Genomic DNA, 26,143 nt, shown 5'->3' on the forward strand with positions numbered 1-26,143 from the left:
AGGCAGGACGACGGCGGCGCTCAGCTGCCGCCGTCGTCCGCCCGTACGGTGATGCGCACCTGCCCGTCAGGGACCCCTGACACCTGCCAACCGTCCCCGTTGGGACGGTTCCAGGTGCGGCCGGCGACGTCCACCTGGGTAATGGCCAGGTCCTTGGCGCTGGCAACCGCCCATTGCGCAACGGACCAGGCCACGGGCCCGGTGGCGTCCACCACCAGGGTGGCCCCGTCCACCTGTGAATCCACACCACCGTAGGCCTGCTCCAGTTCAGCGGCTACCGATGCGGAATCCCCACCAGCCACCGCGGAGCGCAGCGTGCACTGGACTCCCGCCGGCGTCTGCCCGGTAAGGGCAGAGGCAAAAGCCCGTCCCATGTCCTCGTGCTGGGCATAGGCCTTGGGGTAGGCAGACTTCTGGACCAGCTGTGCTGCCTCCGTAATGTCCAGCGACTCGTATTCCGGGATTTTCACCAATGCGTCGTAGAAGGCGTTGACAGCGTAGTAGGGATCCATGATTTGGGCCTCGGTGCCCCAGCCCTGGGAGGGTCGCTGCTGGAAGAGCCCGCGCGAGTCGGGGCCGGCCTGGTCGCCGTGCCCGATGTTGCGCAGTTTCGATTCCTGCATGGCAGTGGCCAGGGCGATGGTGGCGGCCCGCGGCGGCAGTCCCCGCCGGACAGCCGCCGCGGTGATCAGCGCTGCGTTGGCTGCCTGGTCCGGCGCCAGCTCACCGCTCCGGTTGCCGGCCGTGGCAGTGCAGCGTTCCGAAACGAGGGTTTCGGAACGCTGCACAAAGAACACGGCGGTGTAGATGCCGCCCGCTGCCAGCGCGAGGGTGAGCAGCAGCACCGCCAGGCGGCGCAGGCCGCGTCTGCGTGCCACGAAGGAATCAGTTGGCGTGCAGGGCGTCGTTCAGTTCAACGGTCTGGCCCTTGCGGGGAAGGGCCTCCACCGCGCCGGTGGTGGAGTTGCGCCGGAACAGCAGGTTGGGCACGCCGGAGAGCTCGGCGGCCTTGACGATCCTGGTGGTGTCCTCACCAACCTCATCCTTGGGGCCCGGAACGCGGACGCGCGTGCCCGCCGTGACGTACAGCCCGGCTTCCACCACCGAATCGTCACCGATGCTGATGCCCACGCCGGAGTTGGCGCCGAGGAGGACGCGCTCACCGATGGTGATCTTCTCCTTGCCGCCGCCCGACAGGGTGCCCATGATGGAGGCGCCGCCGCCCACGTCGCTGCCGTCGCCGGTGACAACGCCGGCGGAAATGCGGCCCTCAACCATGGAGGTGCCCAGGGTGCCCGCGTTGAAGTTCACGAAGCCTTCGTGCATGACGGTGGTGCCCGGCGCGAGGTGGGCACCCAGGCGGACGCGGTCGGCGTCGGCAATCCTCACGCCGGTGGGAACGACATAGTCCACCATGCGCGGGAACTTGTCGATGCCGTAGACCGTGACGGCACCACGGCGGCGCAGGCGGGCGCGCGTCAGTTCGAAGCCCTCGACGGCGGCGGGGCCGAAGTTGGTCCAGACCACGTTGGGGAGCTTGCCGAAGATCCCGTCCAGGTTGATGGTGTTGGGCTGGACCAGGCGGTGCGAGAGCAGGTGCAGACGGAGGTAGGCGTCCGCGGTGTCGGCCGGCGCTTCGTCGAGGTTGATCTGGACAAAGACCACCTTCTGCTCAGTGCCGCGGTCCTCATCGGCGCCGTTCTCGGCGATCCGGGTCAGGACCTCGTCAGCGTTGTCCACCGAGCGGAGGTTCTCCGCTGCGACACCCAGGGCCGGCGCCGGGAACCAGACGTCCAGGACGGTGGCGTCGCCAGTAGCGATGGTGGCAACGCCAAAGCCATAGGCGGAACGGCCATCAGCGGTGGAGGTCAGGGTTTCGGGCACGGCAGAGGAAGCGGTCTCAGTCATGTGCCCCAGTCTATCGACGGCGGGGCATGGGGTTCGAACTAGACTGGCTTCGTGACTGCCGAAACCACCCCTGACTCTTCCCTGTCCACCCTCGACCTGCGCCAGGACGTGGCGCTGCTGACCGCGGCGCTGATGGACATTAACAGCGTGTCCGGCAATGAGAAGCAGCTCGCCGACGCCGTGGAAGCCGCTTTGCTGGAGATCCCGAAGCTGACGGTGGTCCGTGACGGCGACGCCATCATCGCCCGGACCGAACTTGGCCTAAGTGAGCGTGTGATCCTCGCCGGCCATCTGGACACGGTGCCCCTTCCGCTCACCGAAGGTTCCCGGGGCACCGTTCCCTCGAGCTGGGAATCCGGCATTCCGGGGGAGGGCGTCCTGTATGGCCGCGGCGCCACGGACATGAAGGGCGGGGTGGCCGTCCAACTGGCGCTGGCGGCAGGATTGTTCGACGGCGGCGCGCAGCCCAAGCGGGACGTCACCTTTGTCTTCTACGACCACGAGGAAGTGGAAGCCGTGAAGAGCGGCCTGGGACGACTGGTCCGCAACCATGGCGGCCTGCTGCAGGGAGACTTCGCCATCCTGCTCGAACCGACGGACGGCACGGTGGAGGGCGGCTGCAATGGCACCAGCCGGTTCGAGGCAAGCACGGTGGGGGAGGCCGCGCACTCGGCCCGCGCCTGGATGGGCAGCAATGCCATCCACGCCGCAGCACCCATCCTGGCCCGCCTGGCGGCTTACGAACCCCGGACCATTAATGTTGATGGACTCGACTACCGGGAAAGCCTCAACGCGGTGAAGATCAACGGCGGCACGGCCGGCAACGTCATCCCTGACCGCTGCGTGGTGGAAATCAATTACCGGTTCGCCCCGGACAAGACGCCGGACCAGGCCGAGGCCCACGTCCGGGAGCTGCTGGCGGGCTTCGACGTGGTCCGCACCGATGCCGCCGCCGGCGCACGGCCGGGACTGCAGCACCCTGCTGCCGCCTCCTTCGTTGCCGCCGTGGGAGCCGAGCCGAAGCCCAAATACGGCTGGACCGACGTCGCCCGCTTCAGTGAGCTGGGCATCCCGGCGGTGAACTTCGGCCCGGGGGACGCGCTGCTGGCGCACAAGGACAACGAGCACGTGCACGCCGACGCCATCCGCAAGTGCCTTGCCGCGCTGGAGAGCTGGCTCGCTGCCTGAACTTAAGGGCGCCCCATTTCTTAAAGCAGGATGGCCCGGACCAGAAGGTCCGGGCCATCCGCTTCATGAAACAGCCTGCAGGGGGTTAGGGAACCGGGGCGTTGGCCTTTTCAGGTTCGGCCTTCGCCACACCGCCCGCAGCCTTCTTGGAGCCGCGGCGCTCGATCCACACGGCAAGCCGTGATACCGAGATGTTGATGGCGATGTAGATGGCCGCCGCCACGAAGAAGATCGGGAACAGGTATTGCGTGCCCAGGAAGTCCGCCATGACCTGGACGGCACGCAGCAGTTCTCCGTACGCCACGATGTAGCCAAGCGAAGTGTCCTTCAGCAGCACCACCATCTGCGCCACGAGCGAGGGCATCATGCGCCGGATCGCCTGCGGCAGCTCGATCAGCATGCGGGACTTGTAGCTGGTCAGGCCGATGGCCAAACCGGCTTCACGCTGGCCCTTGGGCAGGGACTGGATGCCGGCGCGGATGATCTCGGCAAAGACTGCGGCGTTGTACAGCACCAGGCCGGCGACGACGGCGATGAACGCGGACGTGCCGAATCCCAGCAGGATGAACAGCATCATCAGGACCACTGGCATGCCGCGCAGGAATTCCAGGATGACCCGTATGGGCACCCTGATGAAGGCGGCGTCCGAAATGCGCAGCAGGCAGAGCATCAGGCCCAGGGGGAACGCGATGACGGCCGCGAGTGCCGCCGCCGAAAGCGTGGACCCCAGGCCGTTGCCAAGCAAACGCCAAACGTCGGCGCGGGTGAAGATCTGCCAGCGGCGGGCCTCGAAGATGCCCTGTTGGGCAAGAATCAAAACCACCCAGGCCAGCAGGCCGATAATCAGCAGGCCGCCGATGATGGAGGCAATGAGGGAGACCCGGCGTGCTTTGGGGCCGGGGACGTCGTAGAGAACGGAGCTCATCGGGCAATCGCCACCTTTCGTTCCACCGTGTTGGCGAGGATTCCCAGCGGAACGGTGAGGAGCAGATAGAAGAACGCCGTGCCCAGCAGGACGGTGATGACGGCGTCGCCATTGGCGTTGGCCAGCTGCCGGCCGTAGCCGAACAGCTCCAGGACGAAGAAGGCGCCGGCCACCGAAGAGTTCTTGACGAGCGCGATCAGGATGTTGATCAGCGGCGGGATCACCGTCCGCAGCGCCTGGGGGAGGATGATGAGCGAGAGCACCTGGCCGAACTTCATGCCGATGCTGCGTGCTGCCTCCGCCTGGCCGACGGGCACACTGTTGACACCTGAGCGGACAGCTTCGGCGATGAACGCGGCGGTGTAGGTGCTGAGGGCGATGATGGCGGCGATCTCGAACTGCTCGAACTTGACCCCGATGCGGGGGAGCACGACTGCTGCGAAGAAGAAGGCGATGGTCAGCGGGGTGTTGCGGAGGACTTCCACGTACACGGTGCTGAAACCGCGGAGCGCCGCGACCGGGGAGACGCGTGCCGCGGCAAGCAAGGTGCCAAGGATCAACGCGAAGATACCGGAGACGACGGACAGGAAAAGAGTGCGGAGAAAACCCTCCCAGTACAGGGGCAGGTTTTCAAAGATGACGTCCATAAGATCCTTCGGCTGTAAGCGTGGACGGATTGAAGGCTGTGCTGCCGGGGCCGGTGTGTGGCCCCGGCAGCTGGCGGACGCTGCTTAGTAACGGTTGATGGCCGGGAGCTTGGGCGCGGTCTTGATGACCGAACCGGCGGTGGCTTCCCAGGCCTTCTTGTAGGAGCCGTCCTTCTCGAAGGATTCCAGCTGGTCGTTGATCCAGTTGCGGAACTCGGTGTCGCCCTTCTTCAGGCCGATGCCGTAGGGCTCCTTGGTGAAGGTTTCCTCCGACGCGAGCTTGAAGGCTTCGGGTTCCTTGTCGACGAAGCCGGCGAGGATCACGTTGTCGGTGGTCACGGCCTCAACCTGCTTGTTGCGCAGCGGCTCCAGGCAGGCGGAGTAGGTGGCGGCCGGAACCAGTTCCGCGCCGTACTTGTCCACGATGGTGGCGGCGGGGGTGGAGCCCGTCACGGAGCAGACCTTCTTGCCCTTGACGTCCTCGGGCTTCTTGATGGAGTCGTTGTCCTTGTTCACCATGAGGGCCTGGCCGGCTTCGTAGTACGGGCCGGCGAAGTCGACAACCTGCTTGCGCTTGTCGCTGATGGTGTATGTGGCGATGACCAGGTCAACCTTGCCCTGCTCGATGAAGGGCTCGCGGTTGGCCGAAACGGTCTCGGACCATTCGATCTTGTCAGCGGCGATGCCCAGCTTGGCGGCGATCAGCTTGCCGATTTCAACGTCGAAACCGACGGGCTTGCCGTCCAGGCCAACCTGGCCGAACAGCGGCTGGTCGAATTTGGTGCCGATCTTGATGGTGCCGGCGGAGGAAAGCTTCGCCATGGTGGTTCCGGCAGCGAACGACGGCTTCTCGACGGGGCTGGGGTTGCTGGAGCCGCCGGAGTCCCCTCCGCCGCAGGCGCTCAGGGACAGGGCGAGGGCAGCGGTAGCCGCCACGACGAAGGATTTCCGCCTGGACATAAATGCCTTCATGACATTCCTTTCATTGGTGGCCGTGGGTTTTGCGGCCTGGATGCGAACTGACGTGTGGCTGGTTCGGTAATTCAGTGGGTGAGGAGCTTGGACAGGAAGTCCTTGGCGCGGTCGCTCTTCGGGTTGGTGAAGAACTCCTCCGGGGTGGCGTCCTCCACGATCTGGCCGTCCGCCATGAAGACCACGCGGTCCGCGGCCTTGCGGGCGAAGCCCATCTCGTGCGTGACCACGATCATGGTCATGCCTTCCTTGGCCAGCTGGACCATGACATCCAGGACCTCGTTGATCATTTCGGGGTCCAGTGCGGACGTGGGCTCGTCGAACAGCATGACCTTCGGCTTCATTGCCAAGGCGCGGGCAATCGCAACGCGCTGCTGCTGGCCGCCGGAGAGCTGGGCCGGCAGCTTGGGAGCCTGGTGGCCCACGCCCACGCGTTCGAGGAGGGCCATGGCGTCCTTTTCGGCGGCTGCCTTGGAGGCGCCCTTGACCTTGATGGGTCCCAGGGTCACGTTCTCGAGGATCGTTTTGTGGGCGAAGAGGTTGAAGGACTGGAAAACCATTCCGACGTCGGCGCGGAGCTGGGCGAGTTCCTTGCCTTCCTCGGGGAGGACTTTCCCGTCGATACTGATGGTTCCACCCTCAATGGTTTCCAGGCGGTTGATCGCCCGGCAGAGGGTGGACTTACCGGAACCCGAGGGTCCGATGACCACAACAACCTCGCCCTTGCGGACCTGCAGGTTGATGTCCTTCAAAACGTGCAGCTGGCCGTAATGCTTATTAACGGCGTTCAGGGAGACGAGGGCATCGCCGGGCACATGAGTAGTCATAGGAACGAATCTAGCGAACAACACTGCGTTATGACGCCAATCACCCCAAGTTCCTGCTGATCGTGATTCAAGAGATACCTGGATCGGGAGGTTAGCCTAGGGGAATGAGCATCAACGCAGATCCGGCCAAGAATTCCCAGCCGCGCCGTAAGGGGCCCCTTGAGCTGCGCCGCAAACAGGCGGCCGTGGAAATGTCGGACCAGCACCTGCTTGATACCAAGGGGCCGGGCCAGTTCGTCCACACCGACCCGTGGCGCGTCCTGCGGATCCAGAGCGAATTCGTCGAAGGCTTCGGTGCCCTCGCGGACATCGGAAAAGCGGTCAGCGTCTTCGGTTCGGCACGGACCAAGCCCGGCAGCCAGTATTACGAGATGGGCGTGGAGGTGGGCCGAAAGCTCGCCGAAGCCGGAGTGGCAGTGATCACCGGCGGCGGTCCGGGCTCCATGGAGGCGGCCAACCGGGGGACAGTGGAAGGCAATGGTGTCTCCGTTGGCCTGGGGATCGAACTGCCGTTCGAGCAGGGCCTGAACCAGTGGGTGGACCTGGGGATCAACTTCCGGTACTTCTTCGCCCGCAAGACCATGTTCGTCAAATACGCGCAGGGCTTTATTGTGCTGCCCGGCGGACTGGGCACGCTGGATGAGCTTTTCGAAGCCATGGTCCTGGTCCAGACGCGCAAGGTGACGTCTTTTCCCATCGTGCTCCTCGGCGTCGAATTCTGGGGGCCGATGATCGACTGGATCAGGGGGACCCTGGTGGCAGAGGGCATGGTCTCGGAGAAGGACCTGGACCTCATCCAACTGGTGGACGATCCCGCCGAGGCTGTGGACCGGGTCCTGCAGGCCGGAGTGACGCCGTCCCTTAACGGGGAGCAGCGGCCGGAGTAGCCGCAGGCCAAAGTCCGGGCCGCCGGTCTGGCACGATGGAACCGTGAGCTTCTTCCTCGTTTTCCTGGCCGTCGTACTGGTGGCGGCCGTCCTTTGGGCCGGCCTGGGCCGGCGGTCCCGCAAGACCGGCGGTGCCGTGCTGCCCGCATTGCTGGACGGGGGATTCGAAGAACCGCCCGCAAACCTTCCACCCGTGCTGCTGCCGGAGCGCGCCGCGCCCGGAGACATTGAGCAGGTGCGTTTTTCGCTTGGCCTTCGCGGCTACCGGATGGACCAGGTGGACCAGGTCCTGGACGAACTGCGCGACCAGTTGAGCGCACGGGATGCGGAACTGGCTGGGCTTCGCAGCCGGCTGGCTGCAGTGGAGCAGGCCGGAGTGCAGTACGGGGAGCACAATTCCGACGGCGGATCCGCGGCAGGCGCCGCGTCGCCCGGACAGCAGGGCCCGGAAACGGGCGCAGAAACTGGCACAGGAACCGCAGCGGGAGACGGCGGGAACCTGGCGGCCGATGAGGTTGCCGCCCAGGGGAAGGGCGGCCAGTGAGCACGGTGGCCCGCCGCAGCCCGCTGGCCTCGGCCGGGAGTCTGGCCCTCCGGATGGCTTCCGCCGCCCGGAGCTGGCCGTGGTGGCTCCAGGTCACGGCCCTGTACGGCGGCGCACGCCTGGTCTCCGCCTGCATCTTCATGGCTGCGGCGCTCCATCAGGGTGCCAACCCCTGGTTCCCGCCCAAACCGGATTACTGGAACTTCATCAACATCTGGGATGCCCGCTGGTACGCCCAGGTCATCGCCAACGGCTACCCGTCCGTCCTTCCCACCGACGCCACGGGCAACGTGCAGGAAAACACCTGGGCTTTCTACCCGCTCTTTCCCGCACTGGCCGGCGGACTCAGCCGCCTCACCGGGCTGAACCCTGCCGCCTCGCTCACCCTGATCGCCATGCTGGCCGGCTGGGCTGCCGCCCTGGCGGTGTACGCGCTCTTCCGGCAGAAGGCGCCGCACGCCACCGCCATGTGGGGGGTGGCGTTCTTTTCGACGTTCCCCGTCTCCGCCGTGCTTCAGGTCCCCTACGCCGAGCCGCTGTCCCTCCTGCTGCTCGCCGCGGCCCTGCTGCTGGTGGTCCGCCGGCAATACCTGTGGGCCATGCCCGTGGTGTTCCTGCTGTCCCTGTCCCGGCCCGTCGGCGTGCCCTTCGCCGCCATGGCGGGGCTGCTGCTGGTATCCCGCGGCATCGCGCACATCAGGAAGGGGCGGGAGCGCGGCGGGGGTGGAGCAGCCCATTCCCTGGGGGACCTGGCGGCACTGGCCGGTCTCACCGTCGTCGCGGGCATCTCTGCGCTCGCGTGGCCCGCCGCCGCGTGGGCAGCGACGGGTGACCCGGAGGCGTACACCAAAACCGAAACTGTGTGGCGGGGCCGGGACCTTGTTCCCTTCAAGCCGTGGTTCGACACCGGCGTCGAACTCTTCGGTCCTGTCCTGGGCCTCCTTGCCCCCCTGGTTTTCGTGGGATTGTTCGCCGCGATGCTGTTCCTTCCACCCGTGGTGCGGCTCGGCACGGAGCTCCGGCTCTGGTGCGCCTGCTACATGGGATACCTGCTGATGTTCCTGCACCCGCAAACCAGCACCTTCCGGATGCTGCTGCCGCTGTTTCCGCTGGCCCTGGGGGCGGCGCTCCTGTCCCGCTCCAGGGCTTACCGGGGGACTGTGGTGGCCATGTTCCTGCTGCTCCAGATCGTGTGGATCGTCTGGCTTTGGGCCTGGGCGCAGTTGCCCGGCGGCGGGGATTACCCGCCCTGACAAATCCTGCTTCTGCGCAGGTCAGCCCGGGAATAACGGTTGCCGGGAAATGTCCATCGATTAGCTACGCACGTGTAATTACGCGATAATGATAGGTAAGCAAGGACAAAAGCATTCAGAAAGCGCGCAGCCTTGGCGGTGGAAACACCACCCTGCCATAGCGGCCTGATCGACATGCGGACACAGCCCGCCCGGGCTGATTAGTCCTGGGACAAATGGAGGGGAATTCCTCATGGCGGCTATGAAACCACGCACCGGCGACGGCCCAATGGAAGTCACCAAGGAGGGCCGCAGCCTGATCATGCGCGTCCCGCTCGAAGGCGGCGGGCGTCTGGTGGTCGAACTCAACGCGGCAGAAGCAGCCAACCTCAAGGAATGCCTGGTAGGCGTTACCGAATAGTCGTGCCGGACAGGGTGCGCAGCCCGCGGGCTGCGCACCCTGTCCCTTTTCGCTACGCCTACTTCTTGACTGCCACCAGCAGGCCGTCCCCGGTGGGCAGCATCGCCGACGCCAGCCGGTCGTCGTCGCGGATTGCCCTGCCCACCTGGCGCAGGACTACAGTGGTTGCCTCCCGGCCCGCGGGGTTGGCTACCTTGTCCTTGTCCAGCGCGTCATTGATGACCAGCAGGCCCGCGGGCTTCAGCAGCCGGATGGCCTGCTCCACGTAGCCGGGGAGCCCCGGCTTGTCCGCATCGATGAAGACGAGGTCGTAGGCGCCGTCCGTGAGCCGGGGCAGGACATCGCCGGCGCGGCCGGAAATGGTGCGGGTCCGGTTGGCGGGGCTGCCGGTCTCGGCGAACGCTTCGCGCGCGGCCCTGAGGTGTTCGACGTCCACATCGATGGTGGTCAGGACGGCGTGCGGGCCCAGGCCCCGCAGTAGGCAGACGCCGGAGACGCCGGCGCCGGTGCCGATCTCGACGGCGGTCTGGGCCTTGGAGGCAGCAGCCAGCACCGTGAGGACGGCGCCCACACCGGGGCTGATGGCGCTGACTCCCAATTCATAGGAACGTTCCCGGGCCCGAAGCATGACCTCGTCCTCAGCGGGCAGATCTTCTGCATAGGACCAGCTGCTGGACTTGTCGGCGCTCATGGATTATCGCTTTCTGGGCGTAAAGGGGGAATGTCTCCTCAAGCCTACTGTGTCCCGCCGGGCTGGCCGGGAAAGACAGTGTTGCGCCCAAGGCTGAAGTTTGCCGGCGGTCAGGAAATTCCCAGCCAAGTTTGACATGATTAATATCCGCTCATCCAAAAGGTGACCGGCGCCGAATCAGAGATGTCAACAGTATCCGGGCGTTAGCATTCCACGAGGGGAGTGGACGATGTCATCTTCAGTTGTGGCACCTGTCCCTGCAGTAAACAATCCCGACGATGAGTGGGTCCGTCCCACCTGGGAAGAAGTGGTCACCAACCACTCCGCAAAGGTTTACCGGCTGGCGTACCGGCTGACGGGCAACAAGTACGACGCCGAGGACCTCACCCAGGAGGTCTTCGTCCGCGTCTTCCGGTCGCTGGAGAACTTCAAGCCCGGAACGCTGGATGGCTGGCTCCACCGCATCACTACCAACCTGTTCCTTGACCAGGCCCGGCGGAAGACGCGCATCCGCTTCGACGCCCTTGCCGAGGATGCCGAGTCCCGGCTGCCCGGTCGCGAGCCGGGGCCCGAACAGAGCTTCGAGCTGAACAACCTGGATCTGGACGTACAGGCCGCCCTGGAGGAACTTCCGCCGGACTTCCGTGCCGCCGTAGTCCTGTGCGACCTTGAGGGTCTGTCCTATGACGAAGTTGCCGAGGCCCTGGGCGTGAAGCTGGGAACTGTCCGCTCGCGCATCCACCGCGGCCGGACCATGCTGCGCGAAAAGCTGGCCCACCGTGACCCCCGCCCGCAGCAGTCCCGCCGCAAGCTTGCGCTGCCGCGCATCGCCGGCATCCTCTGAACGGCACATGAGGTCCCAGTTTCCTTTCGGCGGCAGGCATCAGCGCACCGGCAGCCACCTAGAGGCCTGCCAGGAGTGTGCTGCAGCCGTGCGCCGGGAACGGCAGTACCTTGAACGGCTGCGCGAAGCCCCCATCCCGCCTGCCAGCCAGGACCTGACGGCACGGCTGCTGGCACGCACCCACGAACTGGCTGCCCAGCCTCCCGCGCCTGCGCAGCAGGGCGGTACCTCCCGCATGGCTGCGCGTGCGCTGGGGCTCGCCGCCGGCGGGACCATGGCGGCGGCGAGTGTGTTGGCCGTAGGTGCCTTCACGGCAGCGGGTGATCCCGCCGCGGACGGGCCGGCGGGAACCGAAGCGGCCTTTTCGCATGTTTCCTCCCAGACCCCGGCGGACGGCCGGACTTTGACCGCCCCGCAGCTGGCCACGTTGCGGTCCGAGGGATGGGCCTGCCCGGAACTCCAGGCCATGGGATTCCACCTTGAAGCTGCCCGGGCATTGGTGGTTGACGGGCAACCTGCGGTGGAGCTGCGCCTCACTGACGGGACGCATCACGCCACCATCACAGAGCAACACCCGGTGGGTCATCCAGCAGCAGGCCAGGAGGGTGGCCCGCTGCAGGTTTCGGGCACCTCTCCCTGGTCTGCCACCTACCGGGCCGCCGGGCTCACCATCACCTACCGCTCCGACCTGCCCCCGGAGCAGGCCGATGATGCGCTGCCCATCCTCGAGCAACTTGCCCACACCGCCACGGAAGGGGTTGACGCGGCCGTTCCGGAAACGCAGGGAAGCCCTGCCGCGGAGCCCCTGGAGGCACGGCTGGAGCGGGGAATCAGCAAGATCGCAGCCATGTTCACCCAGTGACACGGACTGTTTCCCCGTCCGCCGGACGGGAATCGTCACTCGCAGCCCGGAGAGGGTAATCTTCCTAAAGTGTTTGGAATCAACGGCCCGGAGTTCATCCTTCTGCTGATCATTGGCGTCCTCGTGATCGGCCCCCAGCGGCTGCCTGAATACACCCAGAAGCTGGCAAACCTGGTCAAGGAACTCCGCCGCATGGCTTCCGGCGCGCGCGAACAGATCAAGGAAGAAGTGGGCATCGACATCGACGATGTCGACTGGAAGAAGTACGACCCGCGCCAGTACGATCCCCGCCGCATTATCAAGGAAGCACTGCTCGACGACGACACCAAGCCCGTCAGTTCAGGAGCCCCTGCTGCCGTGGCCGCAGTTTCCGGCGCCGCAGCCGCCGCAGATTCGGCACCCCAGCGTCCCGAACGGGTGGTGCAGAGACTGGCCCCGGGCGATACCGCCCCGTTCGACACCGAAGCCACCTAGGGTAAGCGCCGGCAGTGCCGGGTCCGATCAGCGCGGTTGCAGCCCCAGCTTCATCCCGGCGAGCCCGCGGGGTTTGGCAGCCAATTGGCCTGCGATGCCTGCCAGGGCGACAGCCCCCGCCGAACCGGGCTGGCCCAGGACGATTGGAACCCCCGAGTCCCCGCCTTCGCGCAGCTGGATGTCCAGGGGAATCTGGCCCAGCAGCGGCACGTCCCTCCCCACCGTGGCGCTGAGGCGCTCGGTGAGCACCGCCCCGCCGCCGCTTCCGAAGAGTTCCATCCTGCCGCCGTCGGGCATCTCCAGGTAGGACATGTTCTCGATGACGCCCGCGATCTTCTGCCCCGTCTGGGTGGCGATGGCGCCTGCGCGTTCTGCAACATCGGCGGCCGCCGCCTGGGGGGTGGTGACCACCAGGATTTCTGCCTTGGGCAGCAGCTGGGCCACTGAGATGGCGATGTCACCTGTCCCGGGCGGAAGGTCCAGGAACAAGGCATCCAGGTCGCCGAAATAGACGTCGGTGAGGAACTGTTCCAGGGCCCGGTGCAGCATGGGTCCGCGCCAGGCAACGGGCTGGTTGCCGGTCACGAACATGCCAATGGAGATGACCTTCACCCCGTAGGCAACCGGAGGGAGGATCATGTCATCGACTTGGGTTGGGGCCTGGTCGATGCCCATCAGCGCCGGCACGGAGAAGCCGTAAACGTCCGCATCCACGATGCCCACCCGCAGGCCCTGGGCAGCCAGCGCGGTGGCCAGGTTGACCGTGACCGAGGACTTGCCCACCCCGCCCTTGCCGCTGGCCACGGCATAGACCCTGGTGAGGGAATCCGGTTCGTTGAACGGGATCCTGCGCTGGCCGCCGGCGCCGCGCAGCTTCTCCTTGAGGGCATCGCGCTGGGCCTGGTCCATTACTTTGAGCTCGACGTCGACGGCGGTGACGCCGGGGACGGCGAAAAGGGCCTTCTGCGAATCGGCGGTGATGGTGTCCCGCAGCGGGCAGCCGGCGATCGTGAGCAGGACCGCCACGGTGACTTTTCCGTCGTCGGAAACGTGGACCGAGTCCACCATGCCCAGCTCGGTGATGGGACGCCGGAGCTCGGGGTCGATCACAGTGGCCAGGGCAGCATTGACTGCCTCAGCCAACGGGGTGCTGGCAATGGGTTCGGTCATTAGCGGTCCTGTGTGGAATGGCCGGGTTTCACCCGGGGGATTTGCTGGGTGCGCGGGCTCCGTTGCCGGTCCCGCTGTTCGCGCAACTTGTCTTTCACTTTGTCACGGGGGGATTCGTGCGAACCGGGTCCGGTGTCGTCGTGGGTCCGCAGCTCCTCCTGGGCTTCCAGCAGGTCTTCAAGGAGTGAGCGCAGCTCGGCCCGGACGTAGTCGCGGGTGGCCACCTCGCGCAGTGCGATCCGCAGGGAGGCGAGCTCCCGGGTCAGGTACTCGGTGTCCGAGAGGTTGCGTTCGGCGCGCTGCCGGTCCTGCTGAACCGAGACACGGTCCCGGTCATCCTGCCGGTTCTGCGCCAGCAGCAGCAGGGGCGCCGCGTAGGAGGCCTGCAGCGACAGCATCAGGGTCAGCAGGGTGAAGCCAAGGTCCCTCGAGTCGAACTGCCATTCGGCGGGCGCCCACGTGTTCCAGCCCAGCCAGAAGATGCAGAAGACCGTCATATAGACCAGGAACTGCGGGGTGCCCATGAACCGGGCAAAGCCTTCTGTGGCGTGCCCGAACGCGTCCGGATCCGGGGAGAACTTGGGCAGGATCCGCTGGCGGGCGCTCAGGGGTGTGTCGAGGCTGCCTTTTGAATCCGCGTTGGCGAGGTTCCGCTGGTTGGGGTTCTTCGGAGCGCTGTTATCAGCCAATGCGGCCACCCAGCCTTCTTATCGGGGCCTCACCATCATGGGCGCGCCAGTCGTCCGGCAACAAGTGATCCAATACGTCATCAACTGTCACCGCCCCCACAAGCCGGCCGGCGTCATTGACCACCGGGAGGGAGTTCAGGTTGTACGTGGCCAGGGTCCGGGCCACTTCGCTGATGTGCGCCTGGTCGGACAGGGGCTCGAGGTTCTTGTCCACCAGGTTTCCCAGTGCCTCGAACGGCGGGAAACGGAGGAGCTGCTGGATGTGCACCACGCCCAGGAACCGGCCCGTGGGCGTTTCCAGCGGCGGCCGGGCAATGAAGATCGACGACGCCAGGGCAGGGGAGAGCTCCTCCCGCCGGACGTGGGCCAGGGCTTCGGCGACCGTGGCTTCCGGCGGCAGGATGACCGGCACCGGGGTCATCAGGCCGCCGGCGGTGTCCTCATCGTATTCCAGGAGGCGGCGGACATCCTCTGCGCCTTCGGGCTCCATCAGCTGGAGCAGTTCCTCCGCCTGGGCAGAGGGGAGTTCACCGAGGAGGTCGGCGGCGTCATCGGGATCCATCTCCTCCAGGACATCCGCGGCGCGCTGGACATCCAGCGCGGAGAGGATTTCCACCTGGTCGTCTTCCGGCAGTTCCTGGAGGACATCTGCCAGCCGCTCGTCCTGCAGTTCGCTGGCCACTTCGAAACGGCGCTTGTCGCTCATTTCCTGCAGTGCCTCGGCGAAGTCGGCGGGTTTGAGGTCCTCGTGGTTGGCCACGAACTGGGTGGCGGCCTGCGGCTCGGTGCGCGGCCCCTGCTGGGCGTCCGCCCAGTCGATGATCAGGGTCTCGTTGCGGCGCAGCCGGCTCAGGGGGGACAGTGAATGGCCGCGGCGGACGAAGAGCTTGCTGACGAACCAGTCGCGGGATCGGTGCTGGTCAATGGCGATGTCCTCGATGGTGGCGTCGCCGCTGCCGTCTCGGAGCGTCACCCGCCGGTCGAACATTTCGGCCACCACCAGCGTTTCGGCTCCGCGCTGTTCAAACCGGCGCAGGTTGACCAGGCCCGTGCAGATGATCTGGGTTTGGTCGATCGACGTAATGCGCGTCATGGGCACGAAGACACGCTTCTTTCCCGGTACTTCCACCACGATGCCCACCACGTGCGGGGCTCCCTGGGTTCCGCGGGACAGCACAACAACATCGCGCAACCGGCCCAGCCGGTCGCCCAAGGGGTCGAAAACATCGAGGCCCAGGAGGCGCGCCACGAAGACGCGGGTAGGTGTTGTACTCACCTCTACAGGCTACCGAGTCTGCTCTCTTTTAGCTGAATTTACAGGCAGCACCCACCTTGATGGGCAAGAATGGGGTTATGTCTAACATTTTTGGTGCTCCCAGGGCCGGTGGCCCCAACGGTACGGATGACGCCCGTGCCGTACCCACCGGTGACACCGTAGGCTCCTACAACTCCTACCTCGATGCCCAGAAGGCGGTGGACTACCTCGCCGACCAGCAGTTTCCGGTCCAGATGGTGTCCATCGTGGGTAACGAACTGAAGATGGTGGAGCGGGTTACGGGGCGCCTGAGCTACCCCAGGGTGGCCCTTTCGGGGGCGCTGAGCGGCATGTGGTTCGGCCTGTTCGTGGGCGTCATGCTGTCCTTCTTCGCACCGTCACCCGGGTACTTCTCGATCATGACGTCCGTGCTGATGGGTGCGGCCTTCTTCATGCTGTTCGGTATCGTCACCTACGCCATGCAGCGCGGCAAGCGCGACTTCACGTCCACCAGCCAGGTGGTGGCCACCAGCTACGACGTCATCGTGGCGCCCGAGGCCGCCCACGAGGCGCGGCGCCTGCTGCAGCAGCTGCCCATGACCCGTTCGGATGCGGCGTCAGGCCAGGGACCGTACACCCAGCACGACTACTACAACCAGCCGTACCAGCACCAGCAGCAGCCGGGGCAGCAGCAGGGTCCGGCCCGGCCCGCGGGCTGGAACGACCCCTACGGCCAGCGGTCCTCCGGCTCATCGGTCCAGGACGGATCGGGGCAGGGCGGCCCGGGCCAGGACGGGCACGGCTACCCGGACGACGGCGGCCAGCAGCACAATGCCCCGCAGCACGGTGCCCCGCAGAACAGCGGGCAGGAATACAGTGGCCAGCAGTACGACGGCGGCCAGCACCAGCAGCCGGCACAGCCGGCCGGCCCGGCCCGGTCGGTCCGCTACCCGGACCTGCCGGACGGACGCCCGCAGTACGGTGTCCGGCTGCCGCAGAGTCCTGCAGCAGCCCCGGGCCAGCAGGGGACAGGACAGCCGGGGCGGGGACAGGACGCAGAACCTGGTGCCGAACACCCTGCCGAGGGCCAGTACGGTCCGGACGGGGATCAGCACCAGGGCGGCCACCGGCAGTAAGACGGCAGGAGCGGCCCGGGTTCAAGCAGCCTGGGAGCGCCTGGCCTGAAACTGCCCGGCCAGCGCCGGAAACAAAGAGCGGGGCCGCCGGATTGAATCCGGCGGCCCCGCTCTTTGCTGTTTGGCCCTGGTGACCAGTGTTTCTGGCCGGGTCAGGCTTCTTCGGTCCGGTAGATGCCGGCCATCCAGTCCTCCACGTCCTCCGGATTACGCGGCAGGGCGGCACTGAGGTTGACGGGGCCGTCAGCCGTCATGAGGATGTCATCCTCGATCCTGACGCCGATGCCCCGGTATTCCTCGGGGATCGCCAGGTCTTCCTTCTTGAAGTAGAGGCCGGGTTCGATGGTGAAGACCATGCCTTCGGTGAGGATGCCGTCCAGATACAGTTCGCGCTTGGCCTGGGCGCAGTCGTGGACGTCCAGGCCCAGGTGGTGGCTGGTGCCGTGCGGCATCCAGCGGCGGTGCTGCTGGCCCTCGGGACTGATCGCCTCCTCCACGCTGACGGGCAGGATGCCCCATTCGGCCAGGCGCTCGGCCAGGACCGTGGTGGCGGCGGTGTGGATGTCCCGGAACTTGGTGCCCGGCTGGGCCGCGGCGAACCCGGCATTGGCAGCATCGAGGACCGCCTGGTAGATCTTGCGCTGGATGTCGCTGAAGGCGCCGCTGGCCGGAAGTGTCCGGGTGATGTCTGCCGTGTACAGCGAGTCAGCCTCGACGCCGGCGTCCAGGAGCAGGAGCTCGCCGGCGTGGATGCGGCCGGTGTTGCGGGTCCAGTGCAGCACGGTGGCATTGTTGCCGGACGCTGCGATGGTGTCGTAACCCAGCTCGTTGCCCACCTCGCGGGCGCGGGCGAAGAATGCTCCTTCCACCACCCGCTCGCCGCGGGCATGCGTGAGCGCGCGCGGCAACGCCTTGACCACTTCTTCAAACCCTTCAACGGTGGCGGAGACCGCGGTCTTCATCTGCTCGATTTCCCACTCATCCTTGAGCAGGCGCAGTTCGGAGAGGGCCTCAGAGAGCTTTTCGTCCAGGGCGTCCAGGACGGCAAGGTCCAGGTTCTCGGGGTCCCTGGCCGTGTTGTACCGGGCGGTGTCCACCAGGGCGTCAATGTTGTCGTCCACCTTGCGGACCAGCCGGATGGAGATGCCGCCGATTTCCGGGGCGCCCACGTCCTTGGTGATGGCGGTTTCCAGTTGGTCGATGTGCGCGGTGGCCAGTCCCAGGCGGGCCTCGAACTCTTCGAGCGTGGGACGGGCGCCGATCCAGAATTCGCCGGAGCGGGAGTCCGCATAGAACTGTTCCGTGTCCCTGCCGGCCAGCGGCCGGAAGTACAGCGTGGCCCGGTGGTTCGCGCCGTCGTCGCCGGTTCCTTCTGCAACCGGTTCCAGGATCAGGACGGCGTCCGGTTCGTGGTCCAGGCCCAGTCCCGTCAGGTGGGCGAAGCCGGAATGCGGGCGGAAGCGGTAGTCGCAGTCGTTGGAGCGGACTTTCAGCGGCCCCGCGGGGATGACCAGGCGTTCGCCGTTGAACAGGGCAGAGATCGCCTTGCGGCGCGCTGCGGCGTAGCCGGCGACGGCATCCCGCTGCGGAAGTTCGTGGCTGGACGGTGCCCAGTTGCTGGCCATGAAGGCCTTGAAGGCGTTGGAACTGGGCCGCTGGGAGCGGTTGTTGACGCGTTCCTCCAGCGGCTGGGAAGCGGAGTTTTGGGTGTTTTCGGCATCGTTCACGGCACCATCGTCTCACCAGCTTCGCGGCTATGCGAACGTGCCGGCCGGGTTCCCTGCCGTGCCGTCCACTACGCTGGACCAGTGAGGATTGACCTGCATGCCCACTCCAATGTTTCCGACGGCACCGAAACGCCCGCCGATGTCATGGCATCCGCTGCGCGCGCCGGCCTTGACGTGGTTGCCCTGACCGATCACGATTCAACGGCAGGCTGGGCGGAGGCAGCCGTGGCCGCCGCAACCTGCGGAGTGGCACTGATGCCCGGCATGGAGGTCTCGTGCCGGACGGAAGAGGGCATCAGCGTCCACCTGCTGAGCTACCTGCACGACCCCAACCATCCGGGACTCCTGGAGGAAATCACCAAGGCCAAGGACTCCCGCCTCAGCAGGGCCGAGCGGATGGTCACCATCCTCGCGGAGGACTACCCGCTGACCTGGGACGACGTGATCCACCACGTGGCACCCGGCGCCACCCTTGGCCGGCCGCACATCGCCGACGCCCTCGTCGCCGCGGGCGTGGTGGAGGACCGTTCGGAGGCGTTTGCCTCCATCCTCACATCCCGGTCCCGGTACTTCATCCCGCATTACGCACCCGACCCGGCCACCGCCGTCGAACTTGTCCGTGCCGCCGGCGGCGTGCCCGTGTTTGCCCATCCCGTGGCGTCGGCCCGGGGACGGATCGTGGGGGAGCGGACGTACCGTGACATGATCGACGCCGGGCTGGCGGGCCTGGAGATCGACCACCGGGACAACCCGGAAGAGGGCCGGGATTTCCTGCGGAAGCTGGCCGCCGAACACGACCTGCTGATCACCGGTTCCTCGGACTATCACGGCACCGGCAAGCCCAACCTGCTCGGCGAAAACCTGACCTTACCCGACATGCTCGCCCGGATCGAGGCACTGGGCACGGGAGCCGCCGTCGTCCGTCCCTAGTTGGGCTGGAACGAGGTCAGGGTGGCGTGGGCACCCAGCCGTTTGGCCATGATGTCGATGGCGGGCTGGTTTTGGTCCACGCACACGAACTTCCGGCCAAGCTTGGCGGCAACTGCCCCCAGCGTGCCGGAACCGGCGAAGAAGTCCAGGCACCAGTCACCGGGCCTGCTCGACGCGGCAACCACCCGGCGGACCAGGCCCTCCGGCTTCTGCGTGGGGTAGCCGGTCTTCTCCTTGCCCGTGGGCGAGACGATGGTGTGCCACCAGACGTCGGTGGGCAGCTTTCCCAGTTCACGTTTGGCAGGCGTCACCAGCCCGGGGGCCATGTACGGCTCGCGGTCCACCTCGGCACTGTCGAAGTGGTACTTGGCCGGGTTCTTCACGTACACCAGGATGTTGTCGTGCTTGGTGGGCCACCGGTTTTTCGCCCGGGCGCCGTAGTCGTAGGCCCAGATGATCTCGTTCAGGAAGCATTCACGGCCGAAGATGGCGTCCAGCATCACCTTGGCGTAGTGCACCTCGCGGTAGTCCAGGTGCAGGTACAGGGTTCCGTCGTCGGCCAGCAGCCGCCATGCCTCGACCAGCCGGGGTTCCAGGAAGGACCAGTAGTCGCTGAACGCGTCATCGTAGCGGTGCAGGGCGCCCTTGATGGTGTCGTAGGAGCGGCCCTTGAAGCCCACGCGGTCGCCGCTGCCGCCGGCGTTGACCACCATCCGGGTTTCCTGGCGCTGCTGCGGCCTGCCTGTATTGAAGGGCGGGTCCACGTAGATCAGTGTGAAGGCGCCGTCCGGCAGCGTGGGGAGGTACTCCGCGTTGTCCGCGTGCACCACCAGGCTGCCGCCGTCCGGCGCCCAAACAGTGTCAGTCATCGGGGCAGTTAGCCCTCGGAGTTGCCAGGCTGCGTGCCCGTGTCGGCGCCGGCCACCACTTCGCCGTTGCGGCGGCGGGTGCGGGTCCTGGTCCGGCGGGCGCGTGAGGGCTGTTCGCCCTCGGTTGCGGGAGCAGCAGCCTCACCTGCGGGAGCGGCGGAAGAGTCGGAAGTGCGACGACGGCGCTCACCGCTGCGCTTCGTGTCGCCGCCGCTGCGGCCACCTTCGCTGCGGCCACCTTCACGGTTGCCGCTGCGGCTTTCGCGGCCGCGGCCGTCCCTGTCGCTTGTCCTGTCCCGGGACCGGCCGCCGTCGCGGCCGCCGCTGCGGCTGTTCTTCTTGCCGGTTTCGCCCAGGTCCTCAAGCACCTCGGCGTCCACGCCGGCCAGGGTGCGCTTGTCTCGCGGCAGCCGTCCCTTGGTGCCCACGGGGATGTCGAGGTCCGCGTAGAGGTGCGGCGAGGAGGAGTAGGTTTCCACGGGTTCGGGCACATTGAGGCCCAGTGCCTTGTTGATCAGGGCCCAACGGGGAACATCGTCCCAGTCCACGAACGTGACTGCGGTGCCCTTGTTGCCCGCGCGGCCGGTGCGGCCCACCCGGTGCAGGTAGATCTTTTCGTCTTCCACGCACTGGTAGTTGATGACGTGGGTAACATCCTCGACGTCGATGCCGCGGGCCGCTACGTCGGTGGCCACCAGGACGTCCACCTTGTTGTTGCGGAACGCCCGCAGCGCCTGCTCACGGGCGCCCTGGCCCAGGTCGCCGTGGATGGCGGCAGCAGCGAACCCGCGGTCCACCAGTTCCTCGGCCACCTTGGCGGCGGTGCGCTTGGTCTTGGTGAAGATGATGGTGCGTCCACGGCCCCTGGCCTGGAGGATGCGCGCCACCACCTCGATCTTGTCCATGCTGTGGGCGCGGTAGATCAGTTGGCGGATGTCGCGCTTGGTTAGGCCCTCATCCTCGGGGTCCGCGGCCCGGATGTGGGTGGGCTGGGTCATGTAGCGGCGGGCCATGGCGATGACCGGGCCGGGCATGGTGGCGGAGAACAGGAGTGTCTGCCGGACGGCCGGCGTCGCCGCGATGAGGGTCTCCACATCCGGGAGGAAGCCAAGGTCCAGCATCTCGTCGGCCTCGTCCAGGACCACGATCTTGACGTTCTTAAGGCTCAGGTGCTTCTGCTTGTAAAGGTCGATGAGGCGGCCCGGGGTACCCACCACAACCTCCACGCCCTGCTTCAGCGCCTCCACCTGGGGCTCGTAGGCACGGCCGCCGTAGATGGTGGCGATCCTCGCATTGCGCTTCCGCGATGCCGTCACCAGGTCCCCGGCCACCTGCACGGCCAGTTCGCGGGTGGGGACGATGACCAGGGCCTGCGGGGCTCCCGGCACGGCCAGCTTGGCGTAGCCGGGGTCGTCCTGCCCGATGACCCGCTGGAGTGCGGGAATGCCGAAGCCCAGGGTCTTGCCGGTGCCGGTCTTGGCCTGGCCGATGATGTCATGGCCGCCCAGGGCCACCGGCAGGGTCATGGCCTGGATGGGGAAGGGGTGGGTGATCCCGGCGTCAGCCAGGGATTCCACGATGTCCTCGCGGACGTTGTAGTCGGCAAAGGACTTTTCCGCGATCTCATGCGGGGTCTCGTCCGAGATGATGGTTTCTTCCGGCTCGATGGTTTCCGTGCCGGACTCATCGCTCAGAAGCTGGTGGGTATGCAATTCACTCACGGGGGAGTTTCCTTATTCATTTGGGCAATGGCGCTGCCTGCTCAACGGGACGGCCAGGGCTGGCCGCTCCGGAGCACGCTCAGGCGCGCAAGCGATTCCAGTGGAAGCCGATCGCGGGCTATCTAATGCTGGCACTGGTGACCAGCGGGTAAATCTCAAGATCGCGTAGGGGCGGGCTTGTTGGTTTCAAATCAAGGAAATCAACGACCGGGCATCCATTTCTACCCTTTCAGTCTAGCCGTACGGGCGCAGAAACACTGTTCCGGCCCTCCTGCCGCGCCTGCCGGCCCTTACGGGACGAGCTCGAAATGGATCTCGCGGGTGGTGATGTCCGACGAAAGCAGGCGGACCCGGACCTTGGTTCCGGACTCCAGCTCGCCGGCACACCGCGCGGTGACAGCCGGTTCGGCAACCTGGATAATGCCCGAACTTCCGCCGCCGTTGCCGTTCTTTCCGTTGCCGTTTTTCCCCGTGCCGTTGCCGTTGCCGTTGCCGTTCTGCGGTTTGGACCCGGAAATCACGATCGCGTCGAACTCCTGCCCAATGTGGTTCAGCAGCAGCGCCGCCTCCACGGTGTCCAGGGCCAGGCGTTCCATCCGGGACGCCAGCTGGTCTGAGCCGGCCATGATGCCCGGCAGCAGCGGAAGGGCCTCCCGCGCCCAGCCAGGAACATCGCCGCCGTTGCTCAGGGCCTCGCAGATGACCAGGACGAAGCGGTCCACCAGGCGGCGCAGCGGTGCGGTGGTGTGGGCATAGGCCGCGCCGATGGCGGACTGCACCCCGTCCTCGGGGACCGTGCCGTCGAAAGCGGTATACGAGGCTCCCCGGAACAGCATGCCGGCGGAATGCATGATGGCCAGTTGGCGCGGATCGGTGGGATCCAGTGAACGCAGGTACTCGCCGTAGCTGACCTCGCCGTCCCAGGGCCTGCCCAGCACCTCGGTCTGCAGGCGGAAGTGCCGCAGGGACCGTTCGTCCGGGGCGGGCATGGTGCGCAGGATTCCCACCTTGCCCTCCAGCATGAGCTGCGCGGCCGCCATCCCGGTCATCAGCGATATCTGCGCGTTCCAGTCCTCCACGGGAAGCTGCGGGACAGCGTCGATGCGGTAGCCGCCGTCGGGCAGCTGGACAATTTCCTGCTCGGGCATGTTGAGGCTTGCCCCTCCACGTTCCCGTTCCAGGGCCACCCGCTTCAGGCCCACCTCGCGGAGCAGCCGCAGCACCGGTGATGCAGTCCCGGCGTCGAGGTCTGCCTGCGCGCCCTTGTAGCTGAGCTTGTCGCGGCTGCGGACCCGCGCCCTCCTGACACCCACCGACAAAACGGACGCATCGCCGTCGAGCGTGAAGTCCCATACGAACGCTGAACAGTCCTGCCCCGGCAGCAGGCTCCCTGCCCCCTCGCTGATGACTTCCGGATGCAGCGGAATCCTGCCGTCCGGAGCGTAGAACGTCTGGCCCCGGCGACGGGTCTCGGCGTCCAGGGGCCCTCCCGGGGCAACAAACGCCGGGACGTCGGCGATCGCGTACAGCACCCGGTAGCCGTTCCCGTCCGGTTCGATGAACACCGCCTGGTCAAGGTCCGTGGACGATGCCGGATCGATGGTCACGAACTCCACGGCGGTCAGGTCATAGGACGGCAGCTTCAGGGCAGCCACGGCGGCCCGGGCATCGGCTACTGCGTCAGCGGGGTAGGGCCCCGGCAGTTCGAGTTCGGTCCGCAGCAGGCCCAACGCCTCTTCCAAGGCGTTCCTGTGGTCATGGACGTTGGGGGCCAGCCGATGATGTGACACAAAAATCAGCGTAGCTCCAAGTCCACGGATATGGCATCAGGCGCCGGCGGCGTCCAGCGCGTCGAGGAGTGAAGCAGCCGCGGCCGCGGGGTCGGGAGCCTCAGTGATGGCGCGGACCACCACGATCCTGCGGGCACCGGCTTCCGCCACCTGGCGAACGTTTCCGTGGTCGATGCCGCCAATGGCAAACCAGGGCACCGGATCCGCCGCCTTTCCTGAGGCGTCCGCGGCGTACTTCACCAGGTCTGGTCCGACGGCGGCCCTGCCGGGTTTGGTGGGGGTGGCCCAGACGGGACCCACGCAGAAATAGTCCAGGCCGGCCGGACCGGCAGCTGCTGCCAGCGCGGCGTCCACCTGCTCCGTTGTGTGGCTGGAGAGCCCGATTGCGGCATTTCCGTTGACCAACGTACGTGCTGCCGGCAATGGAAGGTCCTTTTGGCCGATGTGGAACACCGGTGCCCCGGAGAGGACGGCGATGTCCGCACGGTCATTGACTGCCCACAGCCTGCCGTGCCGGACCGCCGTCTCCTTCAGCACCGCCAGGAGGTCCAGTTCCTCGGCAGCCTCGATGGCCTTGTCGCGCAGCTGGATGATGTCCACGCCGCCGGCGAACGCGGCGTCAACGAACTCCGCAAAGTCGCCGCGGTCCCGGCGCGCATCGGTGCAGAGGTACAGGCGGGCCGCCTTGAGGGCGTCGCTGTCCCGTGAATTGACAACTTCGGTGGCGGGAGCGCGGTGGCCGGCGGGGAAGGATGGGGTGGACACATTCATGCGTGCAAGCCTAGTTCCTCTAAACTGGGCTGGTACTGCGGGAGCCCGCGGCAGCTGTCACAAAGCGCCGGGCTGAGAGGGCGTCAGAGCCGACCGCTTGACCTGATCCGGGTAATGCCGGCGTAGGGAAGGAATCCATATGCGTACCCCTTTCAACCATCCCGGCGCCTCCAGCTCCTCCACCGTCCGGGCCGATGTTGCGGTCATCGGCGGGGGAGTGGTGGGGCACGGAATCGCCTGGGAGGCGCAGCGTTCCGGACGCTCGGTGGTCCTCATCGACGACGCACCGGGTACCGGCGCCAGCTGGGCGGCCGCCGGCATGCTGGCCCCCGTCAGCGAACTGCACTACCAGGAGGAAGACCTCCTGGAACTGATGCTGGACGCATCATCGCGCTGGCCGGGGTTCGCCGCCGGCCTGGACAGTGCCACGGGCGCGGATTCCGGATACCTCACGACGGCGACACTCGCGGTGGGTGCCGACGCAGCCGACCGCCGGGCACTCATGGATTTGCGTTCGGTCCAGCAGGCCAACGGGCTGGAGGTGGAGCCCCTCACCGTGCGGGAAGCCCGGAAGCGCGAGCCGCTGCTCAGCCCGGCCATTGCCTACGCCCTGGACACCCCGGCGGACCACCAGGTGGACCCGCGGCGCCTGGTGGCAGCCCTGCGCCTGGCCCTGGCCGGCGCGGCGCAGGAGTTGCCGGAACTGGCCGTTGCCGGGGCGGTCGATAGTTACGCCGTTCCGGACCGGGCAGCCCGGCTGTTGTGGGACGGCGGAGCTGTTGGCGGCGTCCGCCTGGCGGGCGGCGGCACGGTGCTGGCAACGGAGACGGTGGTGGCCAACGGGCTGCAGGCGGGGGCGCTTGACGGCCTGCCGGACGGCCTCGAGCTGCCGTTGCGGCCCGTGCACGGGGATATCCTCCGCCTTGCCGTTCCCCGCCACCTGCAGCCCCTGGTCACGTCAACGGTCCGCGGCCTGGTCCACGGCGTCGCGGTGTACATCGTCCCGCGGCAGGACGGCACGGTGGTGATTGGAGCCACCCAGCGGGAGGATGCACTGTCCGGCGCCGTCAGCGCCGGAGGGGTGTACCAATTGCTGCGGGACGCGCAGGCGCTGGTGCCCGCCGTCGCCGAACTGGAACTCCTGGAATCCACCGCCCGTGCCCGGCCCGGAACCCCTGACAACGCACCGCTCCTGGGCCGGGTGCCGGTGCCTGGGGCCTCCGTGGGCGGACAAGCCGGGCATGTCCCGGGGCTCATCATTGCCACCGGATTCTTCCGGCACGGCGTCCTGCTCACTCCCGCCGCAGCGGCCATCTGCAGGGAGCTGCTGGACGGAAAGTCCGATCCCCGCTGGGCACCCTTCAGCCCGGACCGGTTCTCCAGGCCGGCCACAGCAGCAACAAGCCCCTTCATCAAGGAGACAGCGTGAACATCACCCTTAACGGAAACCCGCACACGGTTGCCGACGGCGCCTCCATCACCACGCTGGTCAGCCAGGTCACCGGACGCCCGCTGGCTGACAACGGGCAGGCGACCGACGGCGGGAAGCTGGGGGTCGCCGTCGCGCACAACGCCCAGGTGGTGCCGCGCAGCCAATGGTTCGCCACCGCGCTCGCCGACGGCGACGACATCGAACTTGTCACAGCAGTACAGGGAGGCTGAC

At 66.8% G+C, this 26,143-nt stretch carries 27 protein-coding genes and 1 riboswitch; of the genes, 12 read left to right on the forward strand and 15 right to left on the reverse strand.

Features of this window, described 5'->3' with window-relative positions:
• Nucleotides 1-20: 20 nt before the first annotated feature.
• Together ASG86_RS12545 and dapD are read right to left on the reverse strand one after the other, a co-directional pair.
• Complete coding sequence (locus ASG86_RS12545) at nucleotides 21-878, reverse strand: hypothetical protein (protein ID WP_056334610.1); 858 nt, start codon at nucleotides 876-878, stop codon at nucleotides 21-23.
• A 7-nt stretch (nucleotides 879-885) separates the two neighbouring features.
• Entirely contained in the window at nucleotides 886-1,908 is a 1,023-nt protein-coding gene (gene dapD / locus ASG86_RS12550) for a 2,3,4,5-tetrahydropyridine-2,6-dicarboxylate N-succinyltransferase (protein WP_056334614.1), read from the reverse strand.
• A 51-nt stretch (nucleotides 1,909-1,959) separates the two neighbouring features.
• Between dapD and dapE the strand changes: the two genes are divergently transcribed.
• The gene (gene dapE, locus ASG86_RS12555) at nucleotides 1,960-3,096 is read left to right on the forward strand and encodes a succinyl-diaminopimelate desuccinylase (protein WP_056334615.1); all 1,137 of its coding nucleotides are present in this window, start codon (nucleotides 1,960-1,962) and stop codon (nucleotides 3,094-3,096) included.
• 85 nt (nucleotides 3,097-3,181) lie between these two features.
• Here the strand turns inward: dapE and ASG86_RS12560 are convergent, their stop codons facing one another.
• The 4 genes from ASG86_RS12560 to ASG86_RS12575 form a co-directional block, all read right to left on the reverse strand.
• On the reverse strand, nucleotides 3,182-4,021 hold the full coding sequence (locus ASG86_RS12560) for an amino acid ABC transporter permease (protein ID WP_056334616.1): 840 nt from the start codon (nucleotides 4,019-4,021) through the stop codon (nucleotides 3,182-3,184).
• On the reverse strand, nucleotides 4,018-4,668 hold the full coding sequence (locus ASG86_RS12565) for an amino acid ABC transporter permease (RefSeq protein ID WP_018768597.1): 651 nt from the start codon (nucleotides 4,666-4,668) through the stop codon (nucleotides 4,018-4,020). The genes ASG86_RS12560 and ASG86_RS12565 overlap by 4 nt, the downstream gene beginning before the upstream one ends.
• A gap of 84 nt (nucleotides 4,669-4,752) precedes the next feature.
• The gene (locus ASG86_RS12570; protein ID WP_056334617.1) at nucleotides 4,753-5,640 is read right to left on the reverse strand and encodes a glutamate ABC transporter substrate-binding protein; all 888 of its coding nucleotides are present in this window, start codon (nucleotides 5,638-5,640) and stop codon (nucleotides 4,753-4,755) included.
• Between the two features lie 71 nt (nucleotides 5,641-5,711).
• Nucleotides 5,712-6,467 carry an amino acid ABC transporter ATP-binding protein gene (locus ASG86_RS12575; protein WP_056334619.1) on the reverse strand — a complete coding sequence of 252 codons (756 nt, stop codon included), beginning with the start codon at nucleotides 6,465-6,467 and terminating at the stop codon, nucleotides 5,712-5,714.
• A 104-nt stretch (nucleotides 6,468-6,571) separates the two neighbouring features.
• Here ASG86_RS12575 and ASG86_RS12580 point away from each other — a divergent pair, with 104 nt between their 5' ends.
• From ASG86_RS12580 to ASG86_RS20215, 4 genes are all read left to right on the forward strand, one after another.
• Nucleotides 6,572-7,354: a TIGR00730 family Rossman fold protein gene (locus tag ASG86_RS12580; protein ID WP_056334622.1), complete on the forward strand. Its 783-nt coding sequence runs from the start codon at nucleotides 6,572-6,574 to the stop codon at nucleotides 7,352-7,354.
• A gap of 43 nt (nucleotides 7,355-7,397) precedes the next feature.
• Nucleotides 7,398-7,898 (forward strand): DivIVA domain-containing protein, encoded by a 501-nt coding sequence (locus ASG86_RS12585; protein WP_056334625.1) that lies wholly within the window; start codon nucleotides 7,398-7,400, stop codon nucleotides 7,896-7,898.
• Entirely contained in the window at nucleotides 7,895-9,151 is a 1,257-nt protein-coding gene (locus ASG86_RS12590; RefSeq protein ID WP_056334626.1) for a hypothetical protein, read from the forward strand. Before ASG86_RS12585 ends, ASG86_RS12590 begins: the two co-directional genes overlap by 4 nt.
• Nucleotides 9,152-9,383: 232 nt before the next feature.
• Complete coding sequence (locus ASG86_RS20215) at nucleotides 9,384-9,551, forward strand: DUF3117 domain-containing protein (RefSeq protein ID WP_009357720.1); 168 nt, start codon at nucleotides 9,384-9,386, stop codon at nucleotides 9,549-9,551.
• Between the two features lie 58 nt (nucleotides 9,552-9,609).
• Here ASG86_RS20215 and ASG86_RS12595 read toward each other — a convergent pair whose 3' ends face one another.
• On the reverse strand, nucleotides 9,610-10,242 hold the full coding sequence (locus ASG86_RS12595; protein ID WP_056334627.1) for an O-methyltransferase: 633 nt from the start codon (nucleotides 10,240-10,242) through the stop codon (nucleotides 9,610-9,612).
• 229 nt (nucleotides 10,243-10,471) lie between these two features.
• Between ASG86_RS12595 and sigE the strand changes: the two genes are divergently transcribed.
• The 3 genes from sigE to ASG86_RS12610 all read left to right on the forward strand — a co-directional run bounded on the left by sigE (nucleotide 10,472) and on the right by ASG86_RS12610 (nucleotide 12,422).
• The gene (sigE, locus tag ASG86_RS12600; RefSeq protein WP_056334632.1) at nucleotides 10,472-11,086 is read left to right on the forward strand and encodes an RNA polymerase sigma factor SigE; all 615 of its coding nucleotides are present in this window, start codon (nucleotides 10,472-10,474) and stop codon (nucleotides 11,084-11,086) included.
• 88 nt (nucleotides 11,087-11,174) lie between these two features.
• Entirely contained in the window at nucleotides 11,175-11,948 is a 774-nt protein-coding gene (locus ASG86_RS12605; RefSeq protein ID WP_235565170.1) for an anti-sigma factor, read from the forward strand.
• A 69-nt stretch (nucleotides 11,949-12,017) separates the two neighbouring features.
• Nucleotides 12,018-12,422: a hypothetical protein gene (locus ASG86_RS12610; protein ID WP_056334638.1), complete on the forward strand. Its 405-nt coding sequence runs from the start codon at nucleotides 12,018-12,020 to the stop codon at nucleotides 12,420-12,422.
• A 27-nt stretch (nucleotides 12,423-12,449) separates the two neighbouring features.
• Here the strand turns inward: ASG86_RS12610 and ASG86_RS12615 are convergent, their stop codons facing one another.
• From ASG86_RS12615 to ASG86_RS12625, 3 genes are read right to left on the reverse strand one after another with little or no spacing between them, the layout of a single operon-like run.
• Nucleotides 12,450-13,592, reverse strand: a complete 1,143-nt coding sequence (locus tag ASG86_RS12615) for an Mrp/NBP35 family ATP-binding protein (protein WP_056334642.1) — start codon at nucleotides 13,590-13,592, stop codon at nucleotides 12,450-12,452.
• A complete protein-coding gene (locus ASG86_RS12620) occupies nucleotides 13,592-14,290 on the reverse strand; it encodes a DUF1003 domain-containing protein (protein ID WP_056334645.1) in 699 nt (232 codons plus the stop codon). The genes ASG86_RS12615 and ASG86_RS12620 overlap by 1 nt, the downstream gene beginning before the upstream one ends.
• Nucleotides 14,274-15,557 carry a magnesium transporter MgtE N-terminal domain-containing protein gene (locus ASG86_RS12625; protein ID WP_056334647.1) on the reverse strand — a complete coding sequence of 428 codons (1,284 nt, stop codon included), beginning with the start codon at nucleotides 15,555-15,557 and terminating at the stop codon, nucleotides 14,274-14,276. Before ASG86_RS12625 ends, ASG86_RS12620 begins: the two co-directional genes overlap by 17 nt.
• A gap of 77 nt (nucleotides 15,558-15,634) precedes the next feature.
• Here ASG86_RS12625 and ASG86_RS12630 point away from each other — a divergent pair, with 77 nt between their 5' ends.
• Nucleotides 15,635-16,672 carry a general stress protein gene (locus tag ASG86_RS12630; RefSeq protein ID WP_056334650.1) on the forward strand — a complete coding sequence of 346 codons (1,038 nt, stop codon included), beginning with the start codon at nucleotides 15,635-15,637 and terminating at the stop codon, nucleotides 16,670-16,672.
• 152 nt (nucleotides 16,673-16,824) lie between these two features.
• On the opposite strand, the gene ASG86_RS12635 is transcribed toward ASG86_RS12630, so the two are convergent.
• Complete coding sequence (locus ASG86_RS12635) at nucleotides 16,825-18,399, reverse strand: aminopeptidase P family protein (RefSeq protein ID WP_056334653.1); 1,575 nt, start codon at nucleotides 18,397-18,399, stop codon at nucleotides 16,825-16,827.
• An 81-nt stretch (nucleotides 18,400-18,480) separates the two neighbouring features.
• On the opposite strand from ASG86_RS12635, the gene ASG86_RS12640 reads away from it, so the two are divergent.
• Nucleotides 18,481-19,329, forward strand: coding sequence for a PHP domain-containing protein (locus ASG86_RS12640; RefSeq protein WP_056334656.1), 849 nt, complete (start codon nucleotides 18,481-18,483; stop codon nucleotides 19,327-19,329).
• Here the strand turns inward: ASG86_RS12640 and ASG86_RS12645 are convergent.
• From ASG86_RS12645 to thiE, 4 genes are all read right to left on the reverse strand, one after another.
• Nucleotides 19,326-20,198: a DNA-methyltransferase gene (locus ASG86_RS12645; protein WP_056334659.1), complete on the reverse strand. Its 873-nt coding sequence runs from the start codon at nucleotides 20,196-20,198 to the stop codon at nucleotides 19,326-19,328. The two genes, ASG86_RS12640 and ASG86_RS12645, sit on opposite strands and share 4 nt — an antisense overlap.
• A gap of 8 nt (nucleotides 20,199-20,206) precedes the next feature.
• Nucleotides 20,207-21,919, reverse strand: a complete 1,713-nt coding sequence (locus tag ASG86_RS12650; protein WP_056334663.1) for a DEAD/DEAH box helicase — start codon at nucleotides 21,917-21,919, stop codon at nucleotides 20,207-20,209.
• A 290-nt stretch (nucleotides 21,920-22,209) separates the two neighbouring features.
• Entirely contained in the window at nucleotides 22,210-23,709 is a 1,500-nt protein-coding gene (locus tag ASG86_RS12655; protein WP_056334665.1) for an RNB domain-containing ribonuclease, read from the reverse strand.
• A gap of 36 nt (nucleotides 23,710-23,745) precedes the next feature.
• Entirely contained in the window at nucleotides 23,746-24,480 is a 735-nt protein-coding gene (thiE, locus tag ASG86_RS12660; RefSeq protein WP_082566780.1) for a thiamine phosphate synthase, read from the reverse strand.
• Between the two features lie 27 nt (nucleotides 24,481-24,507).
• A riboswitch (TPP riboswitch) is annotated at nucleotides 24,508-24,626 on the forward strand.
• On the opposite strand from thiE, the gene thiO reads away from it, so the two are divergent.
• Both thiO and thiS read left to right on the forward strand, forming a co-directional pair.
• Nucleotides 24,620-25,909 carry a glycine oxidase ThiO gene (gene thiO / locus ASG86_RS12665; RefSeq protein ID WP_056334669.1) on the forward strand — a complete coding sequence of 430 codons (1,290 nt, stop codon included), beginning with the start codon at nucleotides 24,620-24,622 and terminating at the stop codon, nucleotides 25,907-25,909. (Overlaps the previous riboswitch by 7 nt.)
• Nucleotides 25,906-26,142 (forward strand): sulfur carrier protein ThiS, encoded by a 237-nt coding sequence (gene thiS, locus ASG86_RS12670; protein ID WP_056334673.1) that lies wholly within the window; start codon nucleotides 25,906-25,908, stop codon nucleotides 26,140-26,142. Before thiO ends, thiS begins: the two co-directional genes overlap by 4 nt.
• The last annotated feature ends 1 nt before the right edge of the window (nucleotide 26,143 follow it).

Origin of the sequence: Arthrobacter sp. Soil764 (assembly GCF_001428075.1) — a bacterium.
Lineage (GTDB): Bacteria > Actinomycetota > Actinomycetes > Actinomycetales > Micrococcaceae > Arthrobacter.